This window comes from Castellaniella sp. GW247-6E4 (assembly GCF_040276065.1).
Classification (GTDB): Bacteria; Pseudomonadota; Gammaproteobacteria; order Burkholderiales; family Burkholderiaceae_B; genus Castellaniella.
The window spans coordinates 35,575-60,090 of sequence record NZ_JBELOI010000009.1 but is presented as its reverse complement, the minus strand read 5'-3'; the positions used below and the strand labels follow the sequence as shown (position 1 = coordinate 60,090).

Annotated in this window: 21 protein-coding genes; 20 read left to right on the top strand and 1 reads right to left on the bottom strand. The window is 66.5% G+C overall.

Features of this window, described 5'->3' with window-relative positions; translation table 11 throughout:
* The first annotated feature begins 147 nt into the window (after window positions 1–147).
* The 19 genes from ndk to rpoD all read left to right on the top strand — a co-directional run bounded on the left by ndk (window position 148) and on the right by rpoD (window position 20,732).
* Window positions 148–573 carry a nucleoside-diphosphate kinase gene (gene ndk, locus ABS761_RS12080; protein WP_350408581.1) on the top strand — a complete coding sequence of 142 codons (426 nt, stop codon included), beginning with the start codon at window positions 148–150 and terminating at the stop codon, window positions 571–573.
* Between the two features lie 48 nt (window positions 574–621).
* Window positions 622–1,773 carry a dual-specificity RNA methyltransferase RlmN gene (gene rlmN, locus ABS761_RS12075; RefSeq protein WP_350408580.1) on the top strand — a complete coding sequence of 384 codons (1,152 nt, stop codon included), beginning with the start codon at window positions 622–624 and terminating at the stop codon, window positions 1,771–1,773.
* The gene (locus ABS761_RS12070; RefSeq protein ID WP_350408579.1) at window positions 1,770–2,276 is read left to right on the top strand and encodes a helix-turn-helix domain-containing protein; all 507 of its coding nucleotides are present in this window, start codon (window positions 1,770–1,772) and stop codon (window positions 2,274–2,276) included. Before rlmN ends, ABS761_RS12070 begins: the two co-directional genes overlap by 4 nt.
* Window positions 2,273–3,586 carry a flavodoxin-dependent (E)-4-hydroxy-3-methylbut-2-enyl-diphosphate synthase gene (gene ispG / locus ABS761_RS12065; protein WP_350408578.1) on the top strand — a complete coding sequence of 438 codons (1,314 nt, stop codon included), beginning with the start codon at window positions 2,273–2,275 and terminating at the stop codon, window positions 3,584–3,586. The genes ABS761_RS12070 and ispG overlap by 4 nt, the downstream gene beginning before the upstream one ends.
* A gap of 5 nt (window positions 3,587–3,591) precedes the next feature.
* Window positions 3,592–4,875, top strand: coding sequence for a histidine--tRNA ligase (hisS, locus tag ABS761_RS12060; protein WP_350408577.1), 1,284 nt, complete (start codon window positions 3,592–3,594; stop codon window positions 4,873–4,875).
* Window positions 4,876–4,880: 5 nt separating this feature from the next.
* Window positions 4,881–5,519 (top strand): YfgM family protein, encoded by a 639-nt coding sequence (locus tag ABS761_RS12055; protein WP_350408576.1) that lies wholly within the window; start codon window positions 4,881–4,883, stop codon window positions 5,517–5,519.
* 5 nt (window positions 5,520–5,524) lie between these two features.
* Complete coding sequence (gene bamB / locus ABS761_RS12050; protein WP_350408575.1) at window positions 5,525–6,679, top strand: outer membrane protein assembly factor BamB; 1,155 nt, start codon at window positions 5,525–5,527, stop codon at window positions 6,677–6,679.
* Window positions 6,672–8,048, top strand: a complete 1,377-nt coding sequence (gene der, locus ABS761_RS12045) for a ribosome biogenesis GTPase Der (protein WP_350408574.1) — start codon at window positions 6,672–6,674, stop codon at window positions 8,046–8,048. Before bamB ends, der begins: the two co-directional genes overlap by 8 nt.
* Window position 8,049: 1 nt before the next feature.
* Window positions 8,050–9,132, top strand: coding sequence for a histidinol-phosphate transaminase (hisC, locus tag ABS761_RS12040; RefSeq protein WP_350408573.1), 1,083 nt, complete (start codon window positions 8,050–8,052; stop codon window positions 9,130–9,132).
* A gap of 103 nt (window positions 9,133–9,235) precedes the next feature.
* Window positions 9,236–9,472 (top strand): RNA chaperone Hfq, encoded by a 237-nt coding sequence (gene hfq / locus ABS761_RS12035; RefSeq protein WP_269498433.1) that lies wholly within the window; start codon window positions 9,236–9,238, stop codon window positions 9,470–9,472.
* A gap of 75 nt (window positions 9,473–9,547) precedes the next feature.
* Complete coding sequence (gene hflX / locus ABS761_RS12030; RefSeq protein ID WP_350408572.1) at window positions 9,548–10,651, top strand: GTPase HflX; 1,104 nt, start codon at window positions 9,548–9,550, stop codon at window positions 10,649–10,651.
* Window positions 10,629–11,939, top strand: coding sequence for an FtsH protease activity modulator HflK (gene hflK / locus ABS761_RS12025; protein WP_350408571.1), 1,311 nt, complete (start codon window positions 10,629–10,631; stop codon window positions 11,937–11,939). Before hflX ends, hflK begins: the two co-directional genes overlap by 23 nt.
* Window positions 11,940–11,948: 9 nt before the next feature.
* Window positions 11,949–12,857 carry a protease modulator HflC gene (gene hflC, locus ABS761_RS12020; protein WP_350408570.1) on the top strand — a complete coding sequence of 303 codons (909 nt, stop codon included), beginning with the start codon at window positions 11,949–11,951 and terminating at the stop codon, window positions 12,855–12,857.
* 25 nt (window positions 12,858–12,882) lie between these two features.
* Complete coding sequence (locus ABS761_RS12015) at window positions 12,883–14,040, top strand: ATP phosphoribosyltransferase regulatory subunit (protein ID WP_350408697.1); 1,158 nt, start codon at window positions 12,883–12,885, stop codon at window positions 14,038–14,040.
* Between the two features lie 105 nt (window positions 14,041–14,145).
* Window positions 14,146–15,441, top strand: a complete 1,296-nt coding sequence (locus tag ABS761_RS12010) for an adenylosuccinate synthase (protein WP_350408569.1) — start codon at window positions 14,146–14,148, stop codon at window positions 15,439–15,441.
* Window positions 15,442–15,466: 25 nt separating this feature from the next.
* On the top strand, window positions 15,467–16,021 hold the full coding sequence (locus ABS761_RS12005; RefSeq protein ID WP_350408568.1) for a phosphoribosyltransferase: 555 nt from the start codon (window positions 15,467–15,469) through the stop codon (window positions 16,019–16,021).
* Window positions 16,022–16,138: 117 nt separating this feature from the next.
* A complete protein-coding gene (rpsU, locus tag ABS761_RS12000; protein WP_006218592.1) occupies window positions 16,139–16,351 on the top strand; it encodes a 30S ribosomal protein S21 in 213 nt (70 codons plus the stop codon).
* Window positions 16,352–18,256 carry a DNA primase gene (gene dnaG, locus ABS761_RS11995; RefSeq protein ID WP_350408567.1) on the top strand — a complete coding sequence of 635 codons (1,905 nt, stop codon included), beginning with the start codon at window positions 16,352–16,354 and terminating at the stop codon, window positions 18,254–18,256. It begins immediately after the preceding gene.
* A 214-nt stretch (window positions 18,257–18,470) separates the two neighbouring features.
* Window positions 18,471–20,732 carry an RNA polymerase sigma factor RpoD gene (rpoD, locus tag ABS761_RS11990; protein ID WP_350408566.1) on the top strand — a complete coding sequence of 754 codons (2,262 nt, stop codon included), beginning with the start codon at window positions 18,471–18,473 and terminating at the stop codon, window positions 20,730–20,732.
* Between the two features lie 113 nt (window positions 20,733–20,845).
* Here rpoD and ABS761_RS11985 read toward each other — a convergent pair whose 3' ends face one another.
* Window positions 20,846–22,711, bottom strand: a complete 1,866-nt coding sequence (locus tag ABS761_RS11985) for a sigma-54-dependent Fis family transcriptional regulator (protein WP_350408565.1) — start codon at window positions 22,709–22,711, stop codon at window positions 20,846–20,848.
* Between the two features lie 270 nt (window positions 22,712–22,981).
* Here ABS761_RS11985 and exaC point away from each other — a divergent pair, with 270 nt between their 5' ends.
* On the top strand, window positions 22,982–24,508 hold the full coding sequence (exaC, locus tag ABS761_RS11980) for an acetaldehyde dehydrogenase ExaC (protein WP_350408564.1): 1,527 nt from the start codon (window positions 22,982–22,984) through the stop codon (window positions 24,506–24,508).
* Window positions 24,509–24,516 lie beyond the last annotated feature (8 nt).

Sequence of the window (24,516 nt, the reverse complement as noted above, 5' to 3'; positions counted from 1 at the left end):
CGATGGACGCAAAAATGCCCATTTTATGCGCAGGGAAGGTGAGTGGGGCATGGTAAAATGCGCGGTTGACATAAACTTGAACAAAGTAATTGTTTTCATTGGGAAAACCGATTTTCCCGCCGTTCCACTCTTCATTGCGGATTCTTCATGGCTATTGAACGTACCCTCTCCATCATCAAACCCGATGCCGTCGCCAAGAACGCGATCGGTCAGATTGTCGCCCGTTTCGAGCAGGCGGGCCTGAAGGTCGTGGCCGCTCGCCTGCAGCAGCTCTCGCGCGACGACGCGCAGCGCTTCTACGCGGTGCACAAGGAGCGGCCCTTCTACAAGGATCTGGTCGATTTCATGGTCTCGGGCCCGGTGTTCGTCCAGGTGCTCGAGGGCGAGGAGGCGATTGCGAAAAACCGTGACCTGATGGGCGCCACCGATCCCAAGAAAGCCGCCGCTGGCACTATCCGCGCCGATTTCGCCGACAGCATCGACGCCAACGCCGTCCATGGCTCGGACGCGCCCGAGACCGCCGCCGTCGAAATCGCGTTCTTCTTTCCCGAGAGCAACATCCACAGCCGCTGATGCGGCCGGGCGCCCCAGCCGGGCGCTCGCCACGTCGCCGATCGCCGCATGTCCGCCGCCCAATCCGTCAACGTCCTGGGGTTAGACCCCGAAGCACTGGCCAGCCTGGTCGCCCAATGGGGCGGCAAGCCCTTTCGCGCGCGCCAGCTCTCGCGCTGGATCCATCAACGCGGCGAGGACCGGTTCGGCGCGATGACCGACCTGGCGCGTGATTTCCGCGAGCGTCTCGAGGCCCACTGCGCGGTTCTCGGGCCAGCGGTCAACCTGGAAAAACGCTCGGCCGATGGCACCCGCAAGTGGCTGTTCGACATGGGGCAGGGCAATGCCATCGAAACCGTCTTCATCCCCGAGGACGATCGCGGCACCCTGTGCATCTCGAGCCAGGCCGGGTGCACCGTGGCGTGCCCGTTCTGCTCGACCGGCTACCAGGGCTTCAGCCGCAACCTGAGCACCGCCGAGATCATCGGCCAGCTCTGGCATGCGAACCGCGCGCTGCGCGAGGACCCGTCGGCGGCGCGCCTCGAGGGCGGATCCGGCGAGCCCGCGCGCGCCGTCAGCAACGTGGTCATGATGGGCATGGGCGAGCCCCTGCTCAACTACGACCAGGTCCTGGGGGCGCTGCGCTTGATGCTCGATGATCATGCCTACGGCCTGTCGCGGCGACGCGTCACCGTCTCGACCTCGGGCGTGGTCCCCATGATCGATCGCCTCGCGCGGGATTGCCCGGTGGCGCTGGCCGTCTCCCTGCACGCGCCCAACGATGAACTGCGTGATCGGCTGGTGCCGCTCAACCGCAAGCACCCGCTGCCCGAACTGCTGGCGGCCTGCAACCGCTATCTGGAATATGCGCCCCGCGACTTCATCACCTTCGAGTACATTATGCTCGACGGGGTCAACGATTCGGACGAGCATGCGCGCGAGCTGATCGAGATCGCGCGGCAGGTGCGCTGCAAATTCAACTTGATTCCGTTCAACCCCTTTCCGCAGTCCGGGCTGCGGCGCTCGCCGGCGGCCCGGATCAGGCTGTTTTCGCAGCGTCTCGTGGATGCCGGCCTGGTGGTGACGGTGCGCAAGACGCGCGGCGACGACATCGACGCGGCCTGTGGGCAACTCGCCGGCGAGGTTCGTGACCGGACGCGTATCAACGAACGCCTGCCCGACCGGGCGCGCATCGTCATCAGAAAAAAGGAGCATGGATGAACCAAGTCCCGACGGAGATCGATGTGCAGGTGCAGGAATCGGCCCTGGGGGAGGCGCCGCTGGGAATCGGCGAGGCGCTCAGGCGCATGCGCGAGGCCCGGGGCTTCACTCTCCCGGAGGTCTCGGCGCGGATCAAGTATTCGGCCGTGCAACTGGGCTATCTCGAGGCCCGCGAATGGGCTCGTTTGCCCGAGGGGGTGCCGCTGCGGGGGCTGGTGCGCAACTACGCGCGCTTTCTCGATGCGGACGTGGACGCCATGCTGAGCCTGCTCGATGACGAGGTCGGCCCGACCCGGCCCCGACCCACGGTCAACTCGCTCGGCGCCGCCCAGGCCCTGCGCGTCTCGGACCTGCCCGCCAAAGGCGAGCCGGCCCACCGCACCTGGACCTGGCTGCTGCTGATCCTCGTATTGTTGTGCGTGGCCGGACTCTATGCCGTCAATCGGGGCTGGGTGCCCGATGAGTGGCTGATTTTCGATTGGTTGAAGGCCTTGAAGTCATGAGTCCCACCCTAGCGGGCGCCGCCGAGCCCTCCGCGGCTGAACGCCGGCCCACGCGCGCGGTCGTCGTGCGCTGGGGCGACCATGCCGTACAGGTCGGCGGCGGCGCACCCGTCGTGGTGCAGTCCATGACCAACACCGACACGGCCGATCCGCAGGCCACCGCGCTCCAGGTCGCGCAATTGGCGCGCGCGGGCTCCGAGGTCGTGCGTGTGACGGTCAACACGCCTGAAGCCGCGGCCCGAGTGGCGGATTTGCGCAATGCGCTCGACGGCATGGGCGTGCCTGTCCCGCTGGTGGGCGACTTCCACTACAACGGGCACAAGCTGCTCACGCAATTTCCCGATTGCGCGCAGGCCCTGTCCAAATATCGCATCAACCCCGGCAATATGGGCGGCGGCAAGCGGCGCGACGACAATTTCGCCCAGATGATCGAGGTCGCCTGCCGCCACGACAAGCCGATCCGGATCGGCGTGAACTGGGGCAGCCTCGACCACGAGCTGCTCGCGCGGATGATGGACGAGAACGCCGCGCGCGCCCAGCCGCTGGCGGCCGGCGCCGTGATGCGCGAAGCCCTGGTGGTCTCGGCCATCAGCAACGCGCGCCGCGCCGAGGAACTGGGCCAGTCGCCCAATGGCATCATCCTGTCCTGCAAGGTCAGCCACGTGCAGGACTTGATCGCCGTCTATACCGACCTGTCGGCGCGCTGCGACTATCCGCTGCACCTCGGCTTGACCGAGGCGGGCATGGGCAGCAAGGGCATCGTCGCCTCGACGGCCGCCCTGGCGGTGCTGCTGCAACGCGGGATCGGCGACACCATCCGCATCTCGCTCACGCCCGAGCCGGGCGGGGACCGTGCCCGCGAGGTCGTCGTCGCTCAGGAAATCCTCCAGACTATGGGCTTGCGGGCCTTCACGCCCATGGTGGTGGCCTGCCCGGGCTGCGGGCGCACCAGCAGCACCGTGTTCCAGGAGCTCGCCGCCAGCATCCAGGGGTTTCTGCGCGATCAGATGCCGGTCTGGAAAACCCGTTATCCGGGGGTCGAGAACCTGAACGTGGCCGTCATGGGGTGCGTGGTCAACGGCCCCGGCGAGAGCCGCCACGCCGATATCGGCATCAGCTTGCCGGGCACCGGCGAGGTGCCGGCCGCTCCGGTCTATGTCGATGGCGAGCGCACCGTGACGCTCAAGGGCGATACCATCGCCGAGGAATTCAAGGCGATTGTGGAAAATTACGTCGCTCGGCGTTTCGGGCAGGGGCCGGGCGAGCAGCCTGCGCGCCGCCCGGGCGTCGTGGCGCGCCATCTGGATTGATCTGCATGTCCGATTTCAAGAAAGTCCGTGCCCTGACGGGCATGAAGGATGCGCTGCCTCCCGAGAGCGCCCAGTGGGAGGCCCTCGAGGCGATCGTGCGCGACTGGCTCGCCGCCTATGGCTACCAGAATCTGCGCACGCCGGTGCTCGAGCACACGCGCCTGTTCGCGCGCGGCATCGGCGAGGTCACGGATATCGTCGAAAAGGAAATGTATTCCTTTGTCGATCCGCTCAATGACGAGCGCCTGACCATGCGCCCCGAGTTCACCGCGGGCATGGTGCGCGCGGTCATCGAGCACAATTTCCTCTACGACCGGCCGCGCCGCGTCTATGCCCTCGGGCCGGTGTTCCGCCATGAACGACCCCAGCGGGGTCGTTACCGGCAGTTCCATCAGATCGACGTCGAGGCGCTGGGCTTCCCGGGCCCCGATGTCGACGCCGAGCTCATCGTCATGCTCGCGCGCTTGTGGCGCCGGCTGGGCCTGACGGACATCCGCCTGGAAATCAATTCCCTGGGCCAGGCGCCCGAGCGCGCGGCCCACCGGGCCGCCCTGGTCGAGCACTTGCAGCGGCACGTCGATGTCCTCGACGAGGAGGCGCGCCGCCGCATGCACTCCAATCCGCTGCGCGTGCTCGACACCAAGAATCCCGCGATGCAGGACATGGCCAACGCGGCGCCGCGCCTGTTCGATTTTCTGGGCGAGGAATCCCTGGCGCATTACCGGGGCCTGTGCGCGCGCCTCGAGGATGCGGGCATCGCCTATACGCTCAATCCGCGCCTGGTGCGTGGCCTGGACTATTACAACCTGACCGTATTCGAGTGGGTGACCGACCGGCTGGGCGCCCAGGGCACGGTGTGTGGCGGTGGCCGGTATGATGGCCTGATCGAGCTGCTGGGCGGCAAGCCCGCGCCGGCCGTTGGATTTGCCATCGGCATGGAGCGCCTGCTGGACTTGTGGGCAGGCAAGGATGCGCAGGCGCAGCCAGACGAGTGCCAAGTCTACATGGTGCACCAGGGCGAGGCCGGCCAGCGCCGCGCGGCACGCTTGGCCGAGGTCCTGCGCGACACCGGGCTGCGGGTACTTGTCCACGCGGGTGCGGCTGGGTTTAAATCACAATTTCGTCGCGCCGACGCGAGCGGGGCGGTCGCGGCGATCATCATCGGCGAGGACGAGCTGGCGAGTGGCTGCGCGGCGGTCAAGTGGCTGCGCCAGGACGCGCCCGAGGGTGGACAGCAGGAATCGATCCCCTTCGATCGGCTGGCCGCTGAATTGCAATCGAGGATTTGAAAGGCATGGCATACGATCTCGAAGAACAGGAAAAACTGGACGCGCTGAAGGCGTGGTGGGACCGTTATGGCACGGTCAGCATGGCCTTGTTGCTGGCCGTGGTCGCCAGTTTCGCGGGGTGGCGCGGCTGGCAGTGGTATCAGGGGCACCAGGCCGGCCAGGCCATGGGTTACTTCGAGGCGCTCGAATCCGCGGCTGGGCAGCAGGGCGATGACGCCGTGGCCCGGGTCAAGGCCGCGAGCGCCACCTTGCGCGAGGACTATGCGAGCTCGGGCTATGCCGCCCGGGGCGTTCTGGTGGCCGCCTGGGCGCTCGAGCAGCGTGGCGATCTCGCCGGCGCGCGCGAGCAATTACAGTGGCTAGCCGCCTCCGGGCCCGCCTCGGCCTTGGCGCCGGTCGCGCGCCTGCGCCTGGCAGGCGTACTGCTGCAGGACAAGAAATACGACGAGGCCCTTGCGCAGATCCAGGGCGAGGCGCCGGTGGGCTTTGCCGCCTTGTACGCCGATCGGCGCGGCGACATCCTGGCCGCGCAGGGCAAGCCGGCCGAGGCGGTCGAGGCTTGGCGCGCGGCGATCCAGGCGTTCGGCGCCGACCCCGCCACCCAGATCGTGCAGTTGAAGATCGACGCCCTGAACGGAGCCTGACCCCCATGCGCACTACTGCTCGTCTGTTTCGCATCGCCGCCCTTGGCCTGGGTCTGGCGGTCCTGTCGGGCTGCGGCCTGTTTTCTCAAACCGATGCGCGTTACGACCCCGCGCCCCTGACCGAATATCCGCCCGCGTTGGCGGTCGCGGTCCGCTGGAGCGCGTCGATCGGCAGCGGCGGCGGCTACGGCTTCGCGCCGCAGGCTGTCGGCGACACCGTATATGCGGCCACGCCTTCCGGTGGGGTCGCCGCGCTGGCGCTGGCCAGCGGCGCCGCGCGCTGGCAGGCGAGCGTAGACAAGCTCAGCGCCGGGGCGGGCAGCGACGGCCACATCGTGGCGGTGGTCAGCGAGGCGGGCGAGGTCATCGCCCTCGATGCCGCGCAGGGCACCGAACGCTGGCGCGCACAGGCCGCCAGCGCGGTCAACATTCCCCCCGCCGTCGGCAATGGGGTGGTAGTGGTGCGCAGCACGGATTACCGCGTGCAGGCCTTCGACGCCGCCACGGGCAAGCTGCGGTGGGACGTGCAGCGCCCCGGGCCATCGCTGGCGCTGCGCACCAGCATGCGGATGCTGATGGTGCAGAACGTCCTCATCACCGGCATGCCCAACGGGCGCCTCATGGTCATCGACGCGGCCACCGGCGCGGTGCGATGGGAGGGTTCGGTATCCGTTTCGCGCGGCGCCTCCGATCTCGAGCGCATCAGCGATGTAGTGGGCGCGCCGCTGCCGCTGGGCCCGCTGCTGTGCGGCGCCAGCTACCAGGGCAGGATCGCGTGTTTCGACGTTTCGCAGGGCGGGCGCCTGGTGTGGGATCATAAAATCTCGATCTCCACCGGCATGACCACCGATGGTCAGCGCATCTATGCCCCTGGGGATCGCGACGTGGTGTTCGCCCTGGATGCCCAGAGCGGCGAGGAAGTCTGGAAACAGTCCGCCCTGTTGAACCGCCGCCTGAGCGCGCCCGCCGTCGTCGGCTCGGCGATCGTCCTGGGAGACTACGAGGGTTATCTGCATTTTCTGTCGCGCGCCGATGGCCATCTGATGGCTCGGTTGCAGGCCGGCGGGGGAGCCATCACCTCGGCGCCGCAGGCGACCGACCAGGGCGCGCTGGTGCAGACCGGGGCGGGCAGCGTGATGTTGGTGGGCGTGCGTGACTGAGACGTCCTTCAAGCCCGTCGTGGCCCTGGTGGGCCGCACGAACGTCGGCAAGTCCACGCTGTTCAACCGCCTGACACGCTCGCGCGCAGCGCTGGTGGCCAATATTTCAGGCCTGACGCGCGATCGCCATTATGGCGAGGGCAGGGTGGGCGATCACCCCTTCATTGTCGTTGACACCGGCGGTTTCGAGCCCGTTGCCACGCGCGGCATCCTGGTCGAGATGGCCCGCCAGACCGAGCAGGCGATCGCCGAAGCCGATGTGGTGGTGTTCCTCGTCGACGCGCGCGAAGGGGCCAATGCGCATGATCACGAGATCGCCCGCCTGCTGCGCAAGTCGGGACAGCGCGTCGTGCTTGCCGTCAACAAGGCCGAGGGCATGCGCCACCACGCCGACCTGGCCCAGTTCTATGAACTCGGCCTGGGTGAGCCGCTGCCGGTCTCGGCCGCCCATGGCGACGGCGTGGTCGATCTGATCGAACAGGCTCTCGCGCCCGTGGCCGCGGCCCAGCCGCCGCGCGCGGATGCGGGGGACGCGCCGGAGGCCGCGCCCGACGAGGCCGGGCATCGCATCAAGCTCGCGATCGCCGGCCGTCCGAATGTCGGGAAATCCACGCTCATCAACGCGCTGGTCGGCGAGGAGCGTGTCATCGCCTACGACCTGCCGGGCACGACGCGCGATGCGATCGAGATCGAGTTCGAGCGCAAGGGACGCCGCTATACCCTGATCGACACCGCCGGTCTGCGCCGCCGCGGCAAGGTGTTCGAGACGGTCGAAAAATTCTCCGTCATCAAGACCCTGCAGGCCATCGAGGCGGCGAATGTGGTTTTGCTGCTGCTGGACGCCCAGGAGGGTATTTCCGATCAGGACGCCCATATCGCGGGCTTTGCGGTGGAGGCCGGCCGCGCCCTGGTGGTGGGGCTGAACAAATGGGACGCCATCGACGCCGAGCGGCGCGAATGGGTCCGGCGCGAGTACGAGCGCAAGCTGCGCTTCCTGTCTTTTGCCAAGGTGCTGCAGTTGTCGGCCCTCGAGGCGCGAGGCCTGGGGCCGCTGATGCAGGCCGTCGACGCCGCCCATGCGGCCGCGTTTGCCAAGCTCTCCACGCCGCGACTCACGCGCACGCTGCAGGCGGCCGTCGAGCAGCAGCCGCCACCGCGCAAGGGAATCTTTCGCCCCAAGATGCGCTACGCCCACCAGGGCGGTCAGAACCCGCCGCGCATCATCGTCCACGGCAATGCCCTCGATGCCGTGCCGGACTCCTACCGCCGCTATCTCGAGGGACAGTTCCGCGAGGCGTTCAAGCTTGCCGGCACGCCGCTCTCGGTCGAGTTCAAGTCTTCCCGCAACCCTTACCTGAAGGATGAATGAGGTGAGCAAACTCTGGAGCGATCACGTCGCCGGATTGGTGCCCTATGTGCCGGGCGAGCAGGCGCGCATGCCCAACCTGCTCAAGCTCAACACCAACGAGAACCCCTATGGGCCCTCGCCCAAGGCCCTCGAGGCCATGCGGGCGGCCCTGGGCGATGACTTGCGCCTGTATCCGGACTACAGCGCGCTCGCTCTGCGCCGGGCGATCGCGCGCCGCTACGGACTGGATGCCGACGAGGTGTTCCTGGGCAACGGCTCGGACGAGATCCTCGCGCACGTGTTCAACGCCTTGTTCCTGCGCGCGGGACGGCCGTTGTTGCTGCCCGACATCACCTATAGCTTTTACCGGACATACTGCCGCCTTTTCCAGGTGCCCCACCAACTGATTCCCCTGGATGCAGAGTTCGCGATCCGGCCAGAGGACTACATGGAGCCGATGGCGGTCGAGCCGGCCGGCATCATTTTCGCCAATCCGAATGCGCCCACCGGCTGCGCGCTGTCGCTCGAGACGATCGCCGCCATCGCCCGGGCGCGGCCCGACACCGCCGTGGTAGTGGATGAAGCCTACGTGGATTTCGGCGCCGAGTCGGCCGCGGCGCTCCTGGGCAGCCACGACAACCTCGTCGTCATTCACACCCTGTCCAAGTCCCGCTCGCTGGCGGGTCTGCGGGTGGGTTACGCTTTGGCGCGGGCCCCGGTGGTCGAGGCGCTTTCGCGTGTCAAGGACAGTTTCAACTCCTATCCCATGGACCGCGTGGCGCTCGCGGGGGCACAGGCCGCCATCGAGGACGAGACGCATTTCGACCATACCCGCCAGGCGGTGATGGCCATGCGCGAGACCCTGACCGGTGATTTGCGGGCGCTCGGGTTCGAGGTGCTGCCATCGCAGGCGAATTTCGTCTTTGCGCGCCATCCGGCGCACGACGCCGCCGCGATCCAGCGGACCTTGCGTGAACGGGCCATTCTGGTGCGCCATTTCAAGTCGCCGCGGATCGAGCAGTTCCTGCGCATCACCGTGGGCACCCCGGAGGAATGCGCGCGCTTGTGCCACGAACTCGCTCAAATCCTGTCCGAATCGCATTAAAATGATTGCGACGACGCGGGCATCGTCCTGCGCATGCAGGATACGGGAAAACCCTGTACAGTGGTCATCCCTGACTATAAATTAAATAACCGGAGCCTTATCCATGAGCAACAAAGGGCAAATACTACAAGATCCCTTCCTCAACGCCTTGCGCAAGGATCACGTGCCCGTATCCATCTATCTGGTCAATGGTATCAAGCTGCAGGGGCAGGTCGAGTCCTTCGACCAGTATGTCGTCCTGCTGCGCAACACCGTGACACAAATGGTCTACAAGCACGCCATCTCGACCGTGGTGCCGGCGCGTCCGGTCGCGTTCCAGGTTGATGATTCCGCCGATTGATTCCTTGCGCCCCGCCGAATCGCATCGCCCGCCGCGCGGTCCTTGCCGGCGGGCGATGCTTTTGATGAGATGCCCATGAGGTCTTTGGTGATCAGCGTCGATCTGGGCGAGCCCGACTACCCGGCGCATGCCGAGGAGTTCCTGATGCTCGCCCGCGGCGCGGGCGCCGAGGTCCTCGAGGTGCTGATGGTGCGGCGCGACCGCCCGGATGCGGCGGGCTTCATCGGCACGGGCAAGATCGACGAGGCGGCGGCGCTGGTCGAGGCCACGGGGGCCGAGGTCGTCTTGTTCGACCAGCCCCTGAGCCCAGCGCAGCAGCGCAACCTCGAGCGCCGCTTCGAAGTCCGGGTGGTCGATCGCGTGACCCTCATCCTGGACATCTTTGCCCTGCGCGCCAAGAGCCACGAGGGCAAGCTGCAAGTCGAGCTCGCCCAGCTCCAGCACCTCTCGACCCGGCTGACCCGGATGTGGACCCACCTCGAGCGCCAGCGCGGCGGGATTGGGGTGCGTGGGCCCGGGGAATCACAGCTCGAGACCGACCGCCGGCTGATCGGCGCGCGCGTCCGGACCCTGCGCGAGCGCCTCGCCCGCGTTCAGCGCCAGCGCCTTACCCAGCGGCGTGCCCGCGCCCGCGGGCAGACCCTGTCGGTGTCGCTGGTGGGCTACACCAATGCCGGAAAATCCACGCTGTTCAATGCCCTGACCCGCGCCGAGACCTACGCGGCCGACCAGCTTTTCGCGACCCTGGACACCACCACGCGGCGGACCTGGATCGACGGCGCTGGCCAGGTCGTGGTCTCCGACACCGTGGGATTCATCCGCGACCTGCCGACAACGCTGATCGCGGCCTTTCGGGCGACCCTCGAAGAGACCGTGCATGCCGACCTGCTGCTGCACGTGATCGACGCCGCCAGCCCGCAGCGCGACGAGCAGGTGGCCGAGGTGAACAAGGTGCTGCGCGAGATCAAGGCCGATGGAATCCGGCAAATCCTTGTCTATAACAAAATCGACTCGGCAGGGTATGAACCCCGGGTCGAGCGGGACGAACATGGTACGATTGCGCGAGTCTTTGTCAGTGCGTTGCAGCGCAGCGGGCTGGATGGTTTGCGGCAGGCGATCGCCGAGTCGGCAGGAATGACGGGAAACGATACGGTCAATGAAATTATTCAATCTGAATGACCCGGGCTGGGGCCGGGGCAGTAACGAGGACTCTGATTCTTCGCGGAACAAACCCGGCCAGTCCGGCGGCCCGCCAGACCTGGACGAGGTCTGGCGCGATTTCAACAGGCGCCTGGGCGGCCTGTTTGGCAAGCGCTCTTCGCGCCGCGGCGGCGGTGGCGGGCCCATGGGCGGTGGTGGCCTGCCTCAATTGCCCGGCCCCTCGCCCAAGTTCCTGCTGGGTCTGTTTCTGGTCGCGGTGTTGCTGTGGCTGGCCAGCGGGTTCATGATCGTCCAGGAAGGCCAGGTCGCGGTGGTCACGCGTTTCGGCAAGTACACCCACACCCTCAGTCCCGGCCTGCAATGGCGCCTGCCGTATCCGATCGAGGACTCGCAGGATGTCAATATCTCCCAGTTGCGGACCTTCGAGGTCGGCTTCCGGGGTTCGTCGCGCAACAAGGTCCTGCCCGAGTCGCTGATGCTGACCCATGACGAGAACATCGTCGACGTGCAGTTCGTGGTCCAGTACCGCTTGTTGCCCGACGGGGCGCCGGCCTACCTGTTCAACACCAGCCAGCCCGACGAGTCGGTGCGCCAGGCGGCGGAAACCGCCATGCGCGAGATCGTCGGCCGCAAGCACATGGACTTCGTGCTGTATTCGGGCCGGACCGAGGTGGCCTCCGAGGTCCAGGCTCTGGCCCAGAGCATCCTCGACCGCTACGCGACCGGCATCCAGATCAGTACCGTGGCGATTCAGAACGTGCAGCCGCCCGAGCAGGTACAGGCCGCGTTCGATGACGCCGTCAAGGCCGGCCAGGATCGCGAGCGCCAGATCAACGAGGGCAATGCCTACGCCAGCCGCGTCGTGCCCGAGGCTGAGGGCCAGGCGTCCCGCATGACCCAGGACGCCGAGGGCTACAGCGCGCAGATCGTCGGGCAGGCGCAGGGCGATACCGCGCGGTTCGACAGCATCGAGTCCGAGTTCTCTAAGGCGCCGTCGATCACCCGCGAGCGCCTGTACCTCGAAACCATGCAGGACATCATGGTCGCCAGCAGCAAGGTCATGATCGATGCGCAGGTGGGCAACAATATGCTCTACCTGCCCCTGGACCAGATCATGAAGCAGGCCGCCAGCGTTCCCTCGCCAGGCGCCGGGTCCGGCTCGAGCTCCAGCGCCGGCGCGGCCTCCACGCAGGCGGCGGCCGGCGCACAGGCCGCCAGCGGATCGGCGAACGCATCATCGGCGGGGCGGCGGGGCGCCGCACCGTCGGGGCTGGATTCGCTGATGGTCAGCCCGTACTCGCGCTAGGAGCCTTCGATGCAACGTTTCTTTCCTGTCCTGGTCGGCCTCCTCGTGGTCATCGCGGTGCTGTCCTCCTGCGTGTTCGTCGTGCGCGAGCGCGATTCCGCGCTCCTGTTCGCCCTGGGCGAGGTGCGTGAAACCATCACCAAGCCCGGTCTGTACTTCAAGTATCCGCCGCCGTTCGAGAACGTCGTCTATCTCGACAAGCGCCTGCAGACGATCGAAACCCGCGATCCCGAGCGCATTCAGACCGCCGAAAAGAAGAACCTGCTGATCGATTCTTTCGTCAAATGGCGCATCTCGGATCCGCGTCAATACTACGTGACCTTCGGCGCCAACAGTACGGCTGCCGTCGAGCGCCTGCAAGCCCAGATTCGCGACGCTCTGAACGCGGCGGTCAACGTGCGCACGGTCAAGCAGGTCGTCTCGAGCGACCGCGACACCATCATGAAAGAAATCCAGACCGCCGTGGCGCGCCGCGCCGCGCCGCTTGGCGTGGACGTGGTGGACGTGCGGCTGCGCCGTATCGATTTCGCGCCCGAGATTTCCGAGTCCGTGTACCGGCGCATGGAGGCCGAGCGCAAACAGGAGGCCAACCGCCTGCGCGCGACCGGGGCCGCCGACAGCGAGCGGATCCGCGCAGAGGCCGATCGCAAGCGCCAGGAGATCCTTGCCAAGGCCTACGCGCAGGCGCAGGCGACGCGCGGCGGTGGGGATGCCCAGGCGGCGGCCATTTATGCGCGATCCTATGGCCGCAACGAGGACTTCTACAGCTTCTACAAGAGCCTGGAGGCCTACCGCTCCGCCTTTGCCGAGCAGGGCAATACGCTGGTGCTCAGCCCCGACTCCGAGTTCTTCCGGTTCTGGGATGATGCGCACGGCCGCTCCGCGGCGCCCGCCCGCGCCCCGGCGCCCGCCCGGTAGGCGTGAGGTGGGATCCGTTGCCATGATGTCAAACTGGCTGCTGCCGGAAAATCTGTCGGACATCCTGCCCGCCGAGGCGCGCCGGATCGAGGAATTGCGCCGCGACCTGCTCGACCTGTACCGCACTTACGGCTTCGAGCTCGTGGCGCCGCCCATGGTCGAGTATCTCGATTCCTTGATGCTCGCCAACGACGAGGCCTTGAGGCTGCGCACATGCAAGCTCGTCGATCAGCTCTCGGGCTTGACGATGGGAGTGCGTGCCGACATGACCTTGCAGGTCTCGCGCATTGACGCTCATCTGCTCAATCGCGAGGGCGTCACACGCTTATGCTATTGCGGGCCGGTGATCCATGCGCGCCCCTCGGGGCTGCTCTCGGATCGCGAGTTGTTGCAGATTGGCGCCGAGATCTTCGGCCATGCCGGGGTCGAGGCCGATATCGAATCCATACGGCTCGCCATGGAATCCGTGCGGCGGGCCGGTGTGCGCGAGGCGCGCCTGGACTTGAACCATCCCGGGGTGGGCCGTGCCCTGGTCGACGATGATCCGGCGCTCGCCGAATTTGCCGATGAAATCTACGACCTGCTCAGCGCCAAGGACGTGCCCGGCATCGAGGAGCTCCTCGGCGAATGCGGCGCGCGGCCCGACAGCGTGGCGGCGCTGCGGACCCTGGTCACGCTGTATGGCGATGCCGGGGTGGTCGAGCGCGCGGCGCAACGCTTGCCGCCGCTGCCGGCAGTGCGCGAGGCGCTCGATCAGCTTGCGCGCCTGTGTACGGCGCTGCCTGGCGAAGCCCTGGCGATCGATCTGGCCGACATGGGTGGCAGCTACGGCTATCATTCGGGTGTGGTGTTCTCGATCTATGCCAAGGGTTGGCATGACGCCCTGGTGCGTGGGGGACGCTATGACGGGATCGGTCGCAAATTCGGCCGTGCCCGTCCGGCCACCGGTTTCAGCCTCGACTTGCGCAAGCTGTCCTCGGGCCTGCCCGAGGCGCAGCCCGCGCGCGCGGTCCGCGCCCCTTGGGGAACCGATGCCGCTCTCGCCGAGGCGGTGGGGGGGTTGCGCGCGCAGGGCATCATCGTGATCCAGGTGCCTGGCGGCCAGGCCCATCCCCTGGACGAGTTCCGGGTGGACCGCGAGCTCGTCTCCGAGGGCGGTGCCTGGGTTCTCAAGGATCTCTGAGGGAAACCCCAGGCCAGGGCCTTGATTGAAGATCAGGCCCGATGGTTTAAACTACTTCGTTTCCAGCGGCGATAATTCGTCGCCTATCGTATCGTATTGGTGCATATGAGCAAGAACATCGTCGTGATCGGCACCCAGTGGGGTGACGAGGGCAAGGGCAAGATCGTCGACTGGCTCGCCGAATCCGCCCAAGGGGTGGTGCGCTTTCAAGGCGGGCACAATGCCGGCCACACCCTCTGGATCAACGGACGCAAGACCATCCTGCGCCTGATTCCCTCGGGCATCATGCATCCGCACGTGACCTGCTACATCGGCAACGGCGTGGTGCTGTCGCCCGAGGCGCTGCTGTCCGAGATCAAGGAACTCGAGACCGTCGGCCTCGAGGTGCGGCCGCGCCTGCAGATCTCGGCCGCGTGTCCGCTGATCCTGCCCTATCACGTGGCGCTGGATCAGGCGCGCGAGGCCCGCAAGGGCGAAGGCAAGATCGGCACCACCGGCCGCGGCATCGGCCCGGCCTACGAGGACAAGGTCGCGCGCCGGGCGTTGCGCGTCCAGGATCTCTACGATCCCGAGATTTTCGATGAAAAACTCGCCGAGGTGCTGGATTATCACAACTTCGTGCTGACGCAGTACCTGGGCGCCAAGGCACTGTCGACCGCCGAGGTCCGCGACCGGGTCATGGCCCTTGCCCCCGAAATCGAACCCATGGTCGCCGACGTCTCCAGCAGCCTGCATATTGCGCGGCGCGCGGGCCACTCCTTGTTGTTCGAGGGCGCGCAGGGCTCGTTACTCGACATCGACCATGGCACTTATCCTTTCGTCACCAGCAGCAATTGCATCGCCGGCGCCGCCTCGGCGGGCACCGGAATGGGGCCGCAGGTCCTGAATTACGTGCTGGGGATCGCCAAGGCCTACACCACGCGCGTGGGCTCGGGCCCGTTCCCCACAGAGCTCCTCGACGACACCGGCCTGCGGCTGGCCACGGTCGGCAAGGAATTCGGCTCGGTCACCGGCCGCCCGCGCCGCTGTGGCTGGTTCGATGGCGCCGCCATGAAGCGCTCGGTCATGATCAATGGCGTGAGCGGCCTGTGCATCACCAAGCTCGACGTGCTCGACGGCGTCGAGCAGATCAAGATCGGCGTGGGCTATCGCTACAAGGGAAAATTCCTCGACGTGCTGCCCTATGGCGCGCACGCCGCGGCCGAGGCCGAACCCGTGCTCGAGGAAATGGCGGGTTGGTCCGAGTCTACGGTGGGCATCACCGAATACGACAAGCTGCCGGTCAATGCGCGCCGCTACCTCGAGCGTATCGCCGAGGTGTGCGATGTGCCCATCGACATGGTTTCCACGGGCCCCGATCGCCTCGAGACCATCGTTCTGCGGCATCCGTTCCAGGGCTGATCCTCCAATATTCATCGGAATCCACATGAATCTGCCGCCAAGCACCGACCGTGATCTGTGGGTGAGCTGGGAGCAATACCACAGTCTGATCGAGCGCTTGGCGCTCCAGGTCCACGAATCGGGCTGGGTCTTCGACAAGATCCTCTGCCTTGCACGTGGCGGGGTGCGGGTGGGCGATGTGCTGTCACGCATTTTCGACGTGCCGCTGGGCATCCTGGCGACCAGCAGCTATCGTGAGGCGGCCGGCACAGTCCAGGGCCAGCTCGACATCGCCCAGTTCATCACGATCACGCGCGGCACCCTCGATGGCCGGGTCCTGCTACTGGACGACATGGTCGATACCGGCCTGACCTTCAGCCGCGTGCATGCGCACCTGCTCGAGCAATTCCCCGGCATCACCGAGCTGCGCACGGGGGTTCTCTGGTGGAAGGGCCATGCCCAGATCCGGCCTGACTATTATGTCGAGCAACTGCCCACCAACCCTTGGATCCACCAACCCTTCGAGGACTACGACAGCCTGCGTCCGCACCAGCTCGAGTCCTGGATCCGCAAGGGATTGCGCACGGCGCACCCCAAGTAAAGCCGGCCGCCGGCCGGGCGATCGTCAGGGGTGGCGCGGTCTGATGATTCTTGTGAATTTATGCTAGAATCACGTGTTATCTCAAACTGCTACCAACACAGGGCTTCAAGGAATTACATGCCTATTGTTCGCCTCAAAGAAAACGAGCCTTTCGAGGCCGCGCTGCGCCGCTTCAAGCGCACCATTGAAAAGACCGGCCTTTTGACCGAGTTGCGTTCGCGCGAGTTCTACGAAAAGCCCACCGCCGAGCGCAAGCGCAAGCACGCCGCCGCGGTCAAGCGCCACTACAAGCGCATCCGCAGCCAGCAACTGCCGCCGCGCCTCTATTGATTGATTCCTGAGTCTTTCGTCCAGGAACTGCTAGCGCGCATCGACATCGCCGACGTGGTCGGCCGCTATGTGCAGCTACGCAAAGGGGGCGCAAACCTGTTAGGTTTGTGCCCTTTTCATACCGAAAAGACCCCTTCCTTCACCGTCAGTCCGACCAAGCAGTTCTATCACTGCTTCGGTTGCGGCGCCCATGGCAGCGCCATCCGGTTCTTGACCGAGCATACCGGTGCCTCTTTTCCCGAGGCCGTCCGCAGCTTGGCTGCGAGCGTGGGCATGACCGTGCCCGAGGAATCCCGCAGTCCGCGCCAGCGCGAGGCGGATCGCCAACGACGCCAGGAGGCGTCGCGCCAGCAACAAATTCTCGACCAGGCCCAGGCGCATTATCGGCGCGCCCTGAAGGACGCGCCCGATGCCATCGCCTATCTCAAGCGCAGGGGCCTCAGCGGCGAGATCGCGGCGCATTTCGGCCTGGGCTGGGCAGGGAGGGATCGCCGGGGCCTGGCGACTGTCTTCGAGCGCTACGAGGATCCAGCCCTGCTCGAATCCGGTCTGGTGATCGAGTCCGAGGATGGCCGCCGGCACGATCGTTTTCGCGCGCGCGTGATGTTTCCGATTCGCAATACGCGCGGTGCGATCGTGGGCTTTGGCGGCCGTTTGATCGAGGCCGGCGAGCCGAAGTACCTGAATTCGCCGGAAACCAGCCTGTTTTCCAAGGGCAACGAGCTCTATGCTCTGCATGAGGCGCGCGCCGGCATCCACGCCGAGGGCTGCGTGCTGGTCGTCGAGGGATATATGGATGTGGTCGCACTCGCCCAGCACGGCCTGCGCAACGCGGTTGCCACGCTAGGCACATCCACCACGCCGAACCATCTGCAGAAATTGCGCCGTGCGAGCGATCGCATCGTCTTTGGCTTCGATGGCGATGCGGCGGGGCGCAAGGCGGCGTGGCGGGCATTGAATACCTGCCTGCCGTGGGTCGCCGAGGACGTGGCGATCCGCTTCCTCTTCCTGCCCGAGGGCCAGGATCCTGATTCCTACGTCCGGACCTATGGTGTCGAGGCGTTTCGCGCGGCGCTCGACGACGCCACGCCCTTGTCCCGCTTCATGCTCGATGAGCTGGCCATCCGCCATGATCTGAACGAGGCCGAGGGGCGGGCGGCATGCATGCATGAGGCGCGGCCGCTGTTCGCGCAGATGCCGGAGGGGGGGTTTCGCCTGCAGATGGAGCGCGAATTGGCCCAGCGGGTGCGCTTGACTCCCGAGGAGCTCGCCCAGGCTTTTGCCGAGGCGCGCCGCGCCGTGCTCGAGCGGGCGGCCGCCGCCCAGGGCGCGGCGGGCGAGACGCGACCCGCGCACCCCGCGCAAGCCGCCGCGGCCGAGGACCCGCCCGCATTCGCGTTCACGCCGCACCCCGACGACACGCATGAGCCCGCCGACCCCGCGCCGGTCCGGGCGCCGGCGCGCGCGGGGCGCCGGGGCACGCGCATGGTGACGCCGTTGGCACGCCGCCTGCTGCGTCTGCTGCTCGCCCATCCGCAGCTGGTTGCCGAGCTGGGCGACCAGCAGCTTGAACTTTTGGCCCGCAGCCCCCATCTGGTCCTTGTGCGGGACCTGATCGAGCTGGCGGGCACCTGTGGCGCGACCCATGCGGGCGCACTGATCGAGGCGGCCGAGCCCGACTCGGATCTTGCCCAGGCCATGCTCGATCTGTCCGGCGAAGTCCTCGGCCAGGACCTCCCCGATCCGCAGGCCGAGTGGAACGACGCGCTACGCCAAATCGAGTTGCAGGCGGTCCAGGATCAGTGCAATCGCCTCATTGACGGGGGCCTGCATTCCAAAGAGGACCAGCAGCGCTACCAGGCGTTGTCGCGCCGCCTGTCCAGGCTGAAATCGGGTCAAGGATGAACAGGGATGAATCTTCTATCCAAGTGAAGTAAAATACATAGTTTTCAATGAGTAATGTGCGCAATCGCGCAAGGCTGCCGTCTTTGGGGCGGGGCTTTTGCGCGGGCTTTGCGTCGTTGCCACCAGGCATGCCGCCCCTGGCATGCGAGCCCCGGCCATCGCGGTCGGGTCGGGCGCGCTTGCCGCGCCCGCAAGCATCTATGGAAAGGTACTTATGACCCAAGAAACTGGCAAGACCTCCCAGGCCGCCAAGAAAACGGCAGCCAAGAAAACCAAGGCGGCGAGCGCCGAGCTCGAGGCAGCGGTGAAGGCGGCCAGGACAACAACGGCCAAGGCGGCAGCCAGCAAGACCGCGGCGACCAAAACTGCGGCGACCAAAACCGCAGCCACCAAGACCACGGCGCGCAAGACCGCGGCCCGCAAGGCCGCAGGCGCCGAGCAGGCCGCAGGCGCGCCCAAGGCCTCCAAGCGCGCGGCTAAGGCGCCCTCGGGCCGCAAGCCTGGCCGTCCGTCCAAGAACGCCAACAGCGATGCGGGCGATTTCGTCGATGACGAAGCGGGTGACGGCGAGGTCATTCCTGATCTCAAGCCCTTGCCCAAGCGCGGCAAGCGCGGCAAGGCGGAAAAGGACGCGCCGGCGCGCAGCCAGATGAGTCCCGAGGAACAGGAGGCGCGCCGCAACCGTCTCAAGATCCTCATCAAGCTCGGCAAGGACCGCGGCTACCTCACCTACGGCGAAATCAACGATCACCTGCCCGACGACCTGGTCGACGCTGAGGCGATCGATGGCATCATCAGCACTTTTAGCGACATGGGGATCTCGGTCTATGACCAGGCCCCCGATGCCGAGACCCTGCTGATGAGCGACAACGCGCCCATGGCCTCGAACGATGACGACGTCGAGGACGAGGCCGAGGCCGCGCTGACCACGGTGGACTCGGACTTCGGCCGCACCACCGACCCGGTGCGCATGTACATGCGCGAGATGGGCACGGTCGAACTCCTCACCCGAGAGGGCGAGATCGAGATCGCCAAGCGCATCGAGGACGGGCTCAAGCACATGGTGATGGCGATCGCCGCCTGCCCGACCACGGTCAACGAGATCCTCGACCACATCCAGCGCGTGCGTGACGGAACGGCGCAAATCGATGAGGTCGTCGATGGCCTGATCGACGAAGAGGGCGAGGATTACGCCGGCTCTGGGGTCACGAGCGATGACGAGGACGATGGCCCGGCCGGCGGCATGAGCAGCAAACAGCTCGAGTACCTGCGCACCAAGTCACTCAAAAAATTCGAGGTGATCGCCACCTGGTTCGACAAGATGCGCGTGGCTTTCGAGACCGAGGGCTACAAGTCGGACAATTACATCGCTGCGCGCGAGGCCATCCTCAACGAGCTCATGGGCGTGCGCTTCACCGCCAAGATGGTCGAGCGCTTGGCCGATACCCTGCGTGCCCAGGTCGCCGAGGTGCGCATGCACGAGCGCGCCGCGATGCACATTTGCGTGACGCGCGCGGGGATGCCGCGCGCGCATTTCATCAAGGTGTTCCCCGGCAACGAGACCAATCTGGAATGGGTGCTCGAGGAAGTCACAGCCGGCCGCGACTATGCCGAGACGCTCGAGCGCCATGTGCCGGCCATCCAGGAAATCCAGCAGAAACTCATCGAGCTGCAGCACAACGTCGTGCTGCCTCTCAAGGACCTCAAGGATGTCAACAAGCGCATGGCCACCGGCGAGGCCAAGGCCCGCAAGGCCAAGCGTGAAATGACTGAGGCCAACCTGCGCCTGGTGATCTCGATCGCGAAAAAGTACACCAATCGCGGCTTGCAGTTCCTCGACCTGATCCAGGAAGGCAACATCGGCCTGATGAAGGCCGTGGACAAGTTCGAATACCGTCGCGGCTACAAGTTCTCGACCTACGCCACTTGGTGGATCCGGCAGGCCATCACCCGCTCGATCGCCGACCAGGCGCGCACCATCCGCATCCCGGTGCACATGATCGAGACCATCAACAAGATGAACCGCATCAACCGCCAGATCCTGCAGGAAACCGGCACCGAGCCCGATCCGGCCACGCTGGCGCAAAAGATGGACATGCCCGAGGACAAGGTCCGGAAAATCCTCAAGATCGCCAAGGAGCCGATCTCGATGGAGACCCCCATCGGCGATGACGACGATTCGCACCTGGGCGATTTCATCGAGGACACCGGCACCGTGTCGCCTTCGGACTCTGCCCTGCACGGCTCGATGCGCGACGTGGTCAAAGAGGTCCTGGATTCGCTGACCCCGCGTGAGGCCAAGGTGCTGCGCATGCGCTTCGGGATCGAGATGAGCACCGATCAGACTCTCGAGGAGGTCGGCAAGCAGTTCGATGTCACACGCGAGCGCATTCGCCAGATCGAGGCCAAGGCCCTGCGCAAGCTGCGTCATCCCAGCCGCGCCGACAAGCTCAAGAGCTTTCTCGAGAGCCAGTGATGATGCCGTGATCGCCAGGGCGGATCGCCTCCGGCAGCACGTGAAAGGGCCGCTCTCGCAGCGGCCCTTTTTTCACGCGGGGCCGTACAGGACGGCGTTGTCTCGAAAAAGCATTACTGCTGCAACCGACGGTGCAGGGTGCTGCGGTGCATGCCAAGCAGGCGGGCCGCCCGGCTGATGTTGCCCTGGCAGGCTTGCAGGGCCTGCTCGATGGCGCGGTCCTCGATTTCGCGCAGCGTGCGCGGCGCGGCGCGCGTCTCGTTGTGGCCGGTGCTCGCGGCCTCTGTGTGGTTGTGGGCATCGTCCGGCGCGCGCGCGTCCTCTTGCCCCCCGGTTGGAAAGGGCGACGGATCGAGCAGGTCTTTGGGCAGCATGTGGGCCCCGACGGGGCTCGGCCCCGGGTAGAGGCAGCGCAGGCGATTGAGCAGGCTGCGCATCTCGCGGTAGTTGCCCGGCCAGGGCAGTGCGGCCAGGAATTCGAGGGCTTCAGGCTCGAGGCGCCCGCCCAAGTCCGCATAGTATCGGTCGAGAAATTCGGGAAGGCCGGGCCGATTTCGCAGTGGCGGCAGATGGACGGGCATGTCCTGCAGGCGATAGTACAGATCGGCGCGGAAGGCCCCGCGGGCCACCAGGGCCTTGAGGTCCTGGTGGCTGGCGCTGATCAGCCCGAATTCGAGGGGGATCCGCTTGTCCGAGCCCAGGGGCTGGACCTCGCGTTCCTGCAGCACGCGCAGCAGGCGGGTCTGCAACGCCAGGGGCATGTCGCCGATCTCGTCGAGGAACACGATGCCGTGCTGCGCTTGCAGCAGCAGGCCGCGCGCGCCGTCGCGGCGGGCGCCGGTGAAGGCGCCCGATTCGTAGCCGAAGAGCTCTGATTCGACCAGGGATTCAGGCAGGGCGGCGCAGTTGATGGCCACGAAGCTGCCTTGCCGCCAAGAGCTGCCGGCATGGACATGGCGGGCGAGGACTTCCTTGCCGGTGCCGGTTTCGCCTTGCAGCAGGACCGCAAGGCCCGCGTCCACGGCGCGCACGGCCTGCTCCAGCAGGGGACGGCTGAGCGCATCGGGCGCGGGCAAGGCCCGCGCGGCCGGGGGCGCCGCAAGCGCCTGAGCGGCACCGCGCCCCCGGACCGGGGCCGGGGCCGGGGCATGCAGGCGGCCGGTCATGCGCCCGCCGTCGCGGCGGCGCAGGAGGCCCTCGTGGGTGTCGAGCGGGCCGTCCAGCCAGCGCCCGATGGGGGAGCCGATCAGGTCCCAGTCGGCACCCAGCGCCGTCAGCGCTGCTTCGTTGGCGCCGGCGATGCGCTTGTCGTCGTCCAGCAGCAAGATGGCATGTCCGGCCGCGCTGCGGGGGGCGGCCTCGAGCGTGAATTCGAGGCGGGCAAGCGGGGTGTCGCAGAGTACGCGATCGGCGATCTGGCGGGCGTAGGTCCAGACCAGCCCCAGCGCGTAGTCCTGGACCTCGTCGGCGGGGCCCGACAAGTCGAGGATGCCGAGAATCTCGCCGGTGGCCGAGAAGATCGGCGCCGCATGGCAGCTCAGGATGCTGTTGCAGGGCAGGAAATGCTCGCGCCCATGCACGCGCACCGGCTTGCCGTCGTGGAGGGCCGTGCCAATGGCATTGGTGCCGCGCATCGGCTCGGCCCAGCTCACGCCCGGCTGCAGCGCGACGCGCCGGGCCTTGTCGAGAAAGGATTTGCAGCCTTCTTCGTGGAGGATGAGGCCGCTGGGATCGGTGAGCAGCACGAGGCCCCTGGCCGCCCCCGCCATGGCGCCCAGCGCGCCGATGCCGGGCCCGGCGTGACGCAGCAGGCGTTGATTGGCCTCGCGGCGCACCACGAGGTCGGCGCGCGGCAGCGGGTTGGGATCCGCGAGTTGAGCTGGATCGAGCTGGGCACAGCGCTCCCAGGATCGATGAATGCGAGCGGGCGGATCCTGGCGTGCGCTCGGCGACAGGCTCAGTGGCGGGGATATCGGCATATGGCCTCCCGGGTCCAGGATTGCGACAGTGGGGTGTCGCGTTGCGCGACAACAAGGTGTCGCGCTTTGCGATAGTTCCTTGTTTTTGAAAGATAAGTATGCCATCGAGGTCCGTCGATGGGAAGCGTCCCGCGACGCTGGGCCTGCTTCTCCGTGCTTCATGGAAAACTTGGCATGCTCGTTGCTTCAGATAAAAGGACGGCCCGTGCGATTGGCGGGGCGAGCAAAGGCCCTGATCCGCCGGGCCCATCATTCGAACAGGAGACCAGCATGGACATGAGCGATCTGAAGCATTTTGGCATCGATATCGGCTTTCCCTATAAAAAGCACTATGAAAACTATATCGGCGGGCGCTGGGTCGCACCGGCCGGAGGGCAGTACTTTGACAATATCTCGCCCATCACCGGGCAGGTGTTCTGCGAGGTGCCGCGCTCGGACGCCGCGGACGTGGACGCCGCGCTGGATGCGGCGCACGCCGCGCGCAAGGCCTGGGGCCAGGCCTCGGTGGCTGAGCGTGCGGGCGTGCTGCTGCGCATGGCCGATCGGATGGAGCAAAACCTGCGCCTGCTGGCGGTGGCCGAGACCATCGACAACGGCAAGCCCTTGCGCGAGACCATGGCGGCGGACCTGCCCCTGGCGATCGACCACCTGCGCTATTTCGCGGGCTGCATCCGCGCCCAGGAAGGCGGAATCTCCGAGATCGACAAGACCACGGTGGCCTATCATTTCCATGAGCCCATGGGCGTCGTGGGCCAGATCATCCCGTGGAATTTCCCGCTGCTGATGGCGGCCTGGAAACTCGGCCCCGCACTGGCGGCGGGCAATTGCGTGGTCCTCAAGCCGGCCGAGCAGACGCCCGCCTCGATCCTGGTCCTGATGGAGCTGGTGGGCGACCTGCTGCCCCCGGGCGTGCTCAACATCGTCAACGGCTACGGCAGGGAAGCCGGCGCGGCGCTGGCCTCGAGCAAGCGCATCGCCAAGATCGCCTTCACCGGCTCGACGCCGACGGGCCGGCATATCCTGCACGCCGCCGCGGACAACCTGATCCCGAGCACGGTCGAGCTCGGCGGCAAGAGCCCGAACATCTTTTTTGCCGATGTCATGGACCGGGATGACGCTTATTTCGACAAGGCGCTCGAAGGCTTGAGCATGTTTGCGCTCAACCAGGGTGAGGTATGCACCTGCCCGTCGCGGATCCTGATCCAGGAATCCATCTACGAGCGCTTCATCGAGCGCGCCGTCAAGCGTGTCGAAGGCATGAAAACCGGTCACCCCCTCGATGCCGGCACCATGGTCGGCGCCCAGGTCTCGCAGGCCCAGCTCGACAAGATTCTCGGCTACATCGACATCGGCCGCGACGAGGGCGCGCGCTGCCTGACGGGCGGGGTGCGCAATGCGCCGGGCGAGGGCCTGGACCAGGGCTTCTACGTCAAGCCGACGCTGCTGTTCGGCGAGAACAGCATGCGCGTGTTCCAAGAGGAAATCTTTGGGCCGGTGGCCTCGGTGATGACGTTCAAGGACGAGGAAGAAGCGGTGGAGCTGGCCAACGACACCTTCTACGGCCTGGGAGCGGGGGTCTGGACACGCGATGGCTCGCGCGCCTACCGGATGGGCCGCGAGATCCAGGCCGGGCGCGTGTGGACCAATTGCTATCACCTGTACCCGGCGCATGCCGCCTTCGGTGGCTACAAGCAGTCCGGCATTGGTCGCGAGAACCACAAGATGGCGCTCAACGCCTATCAGCAGACCAAGTGCCTGCTGGTGAGCTACAGCCCCGACGCCCTCGGGTTCTTCTGACCCACGGC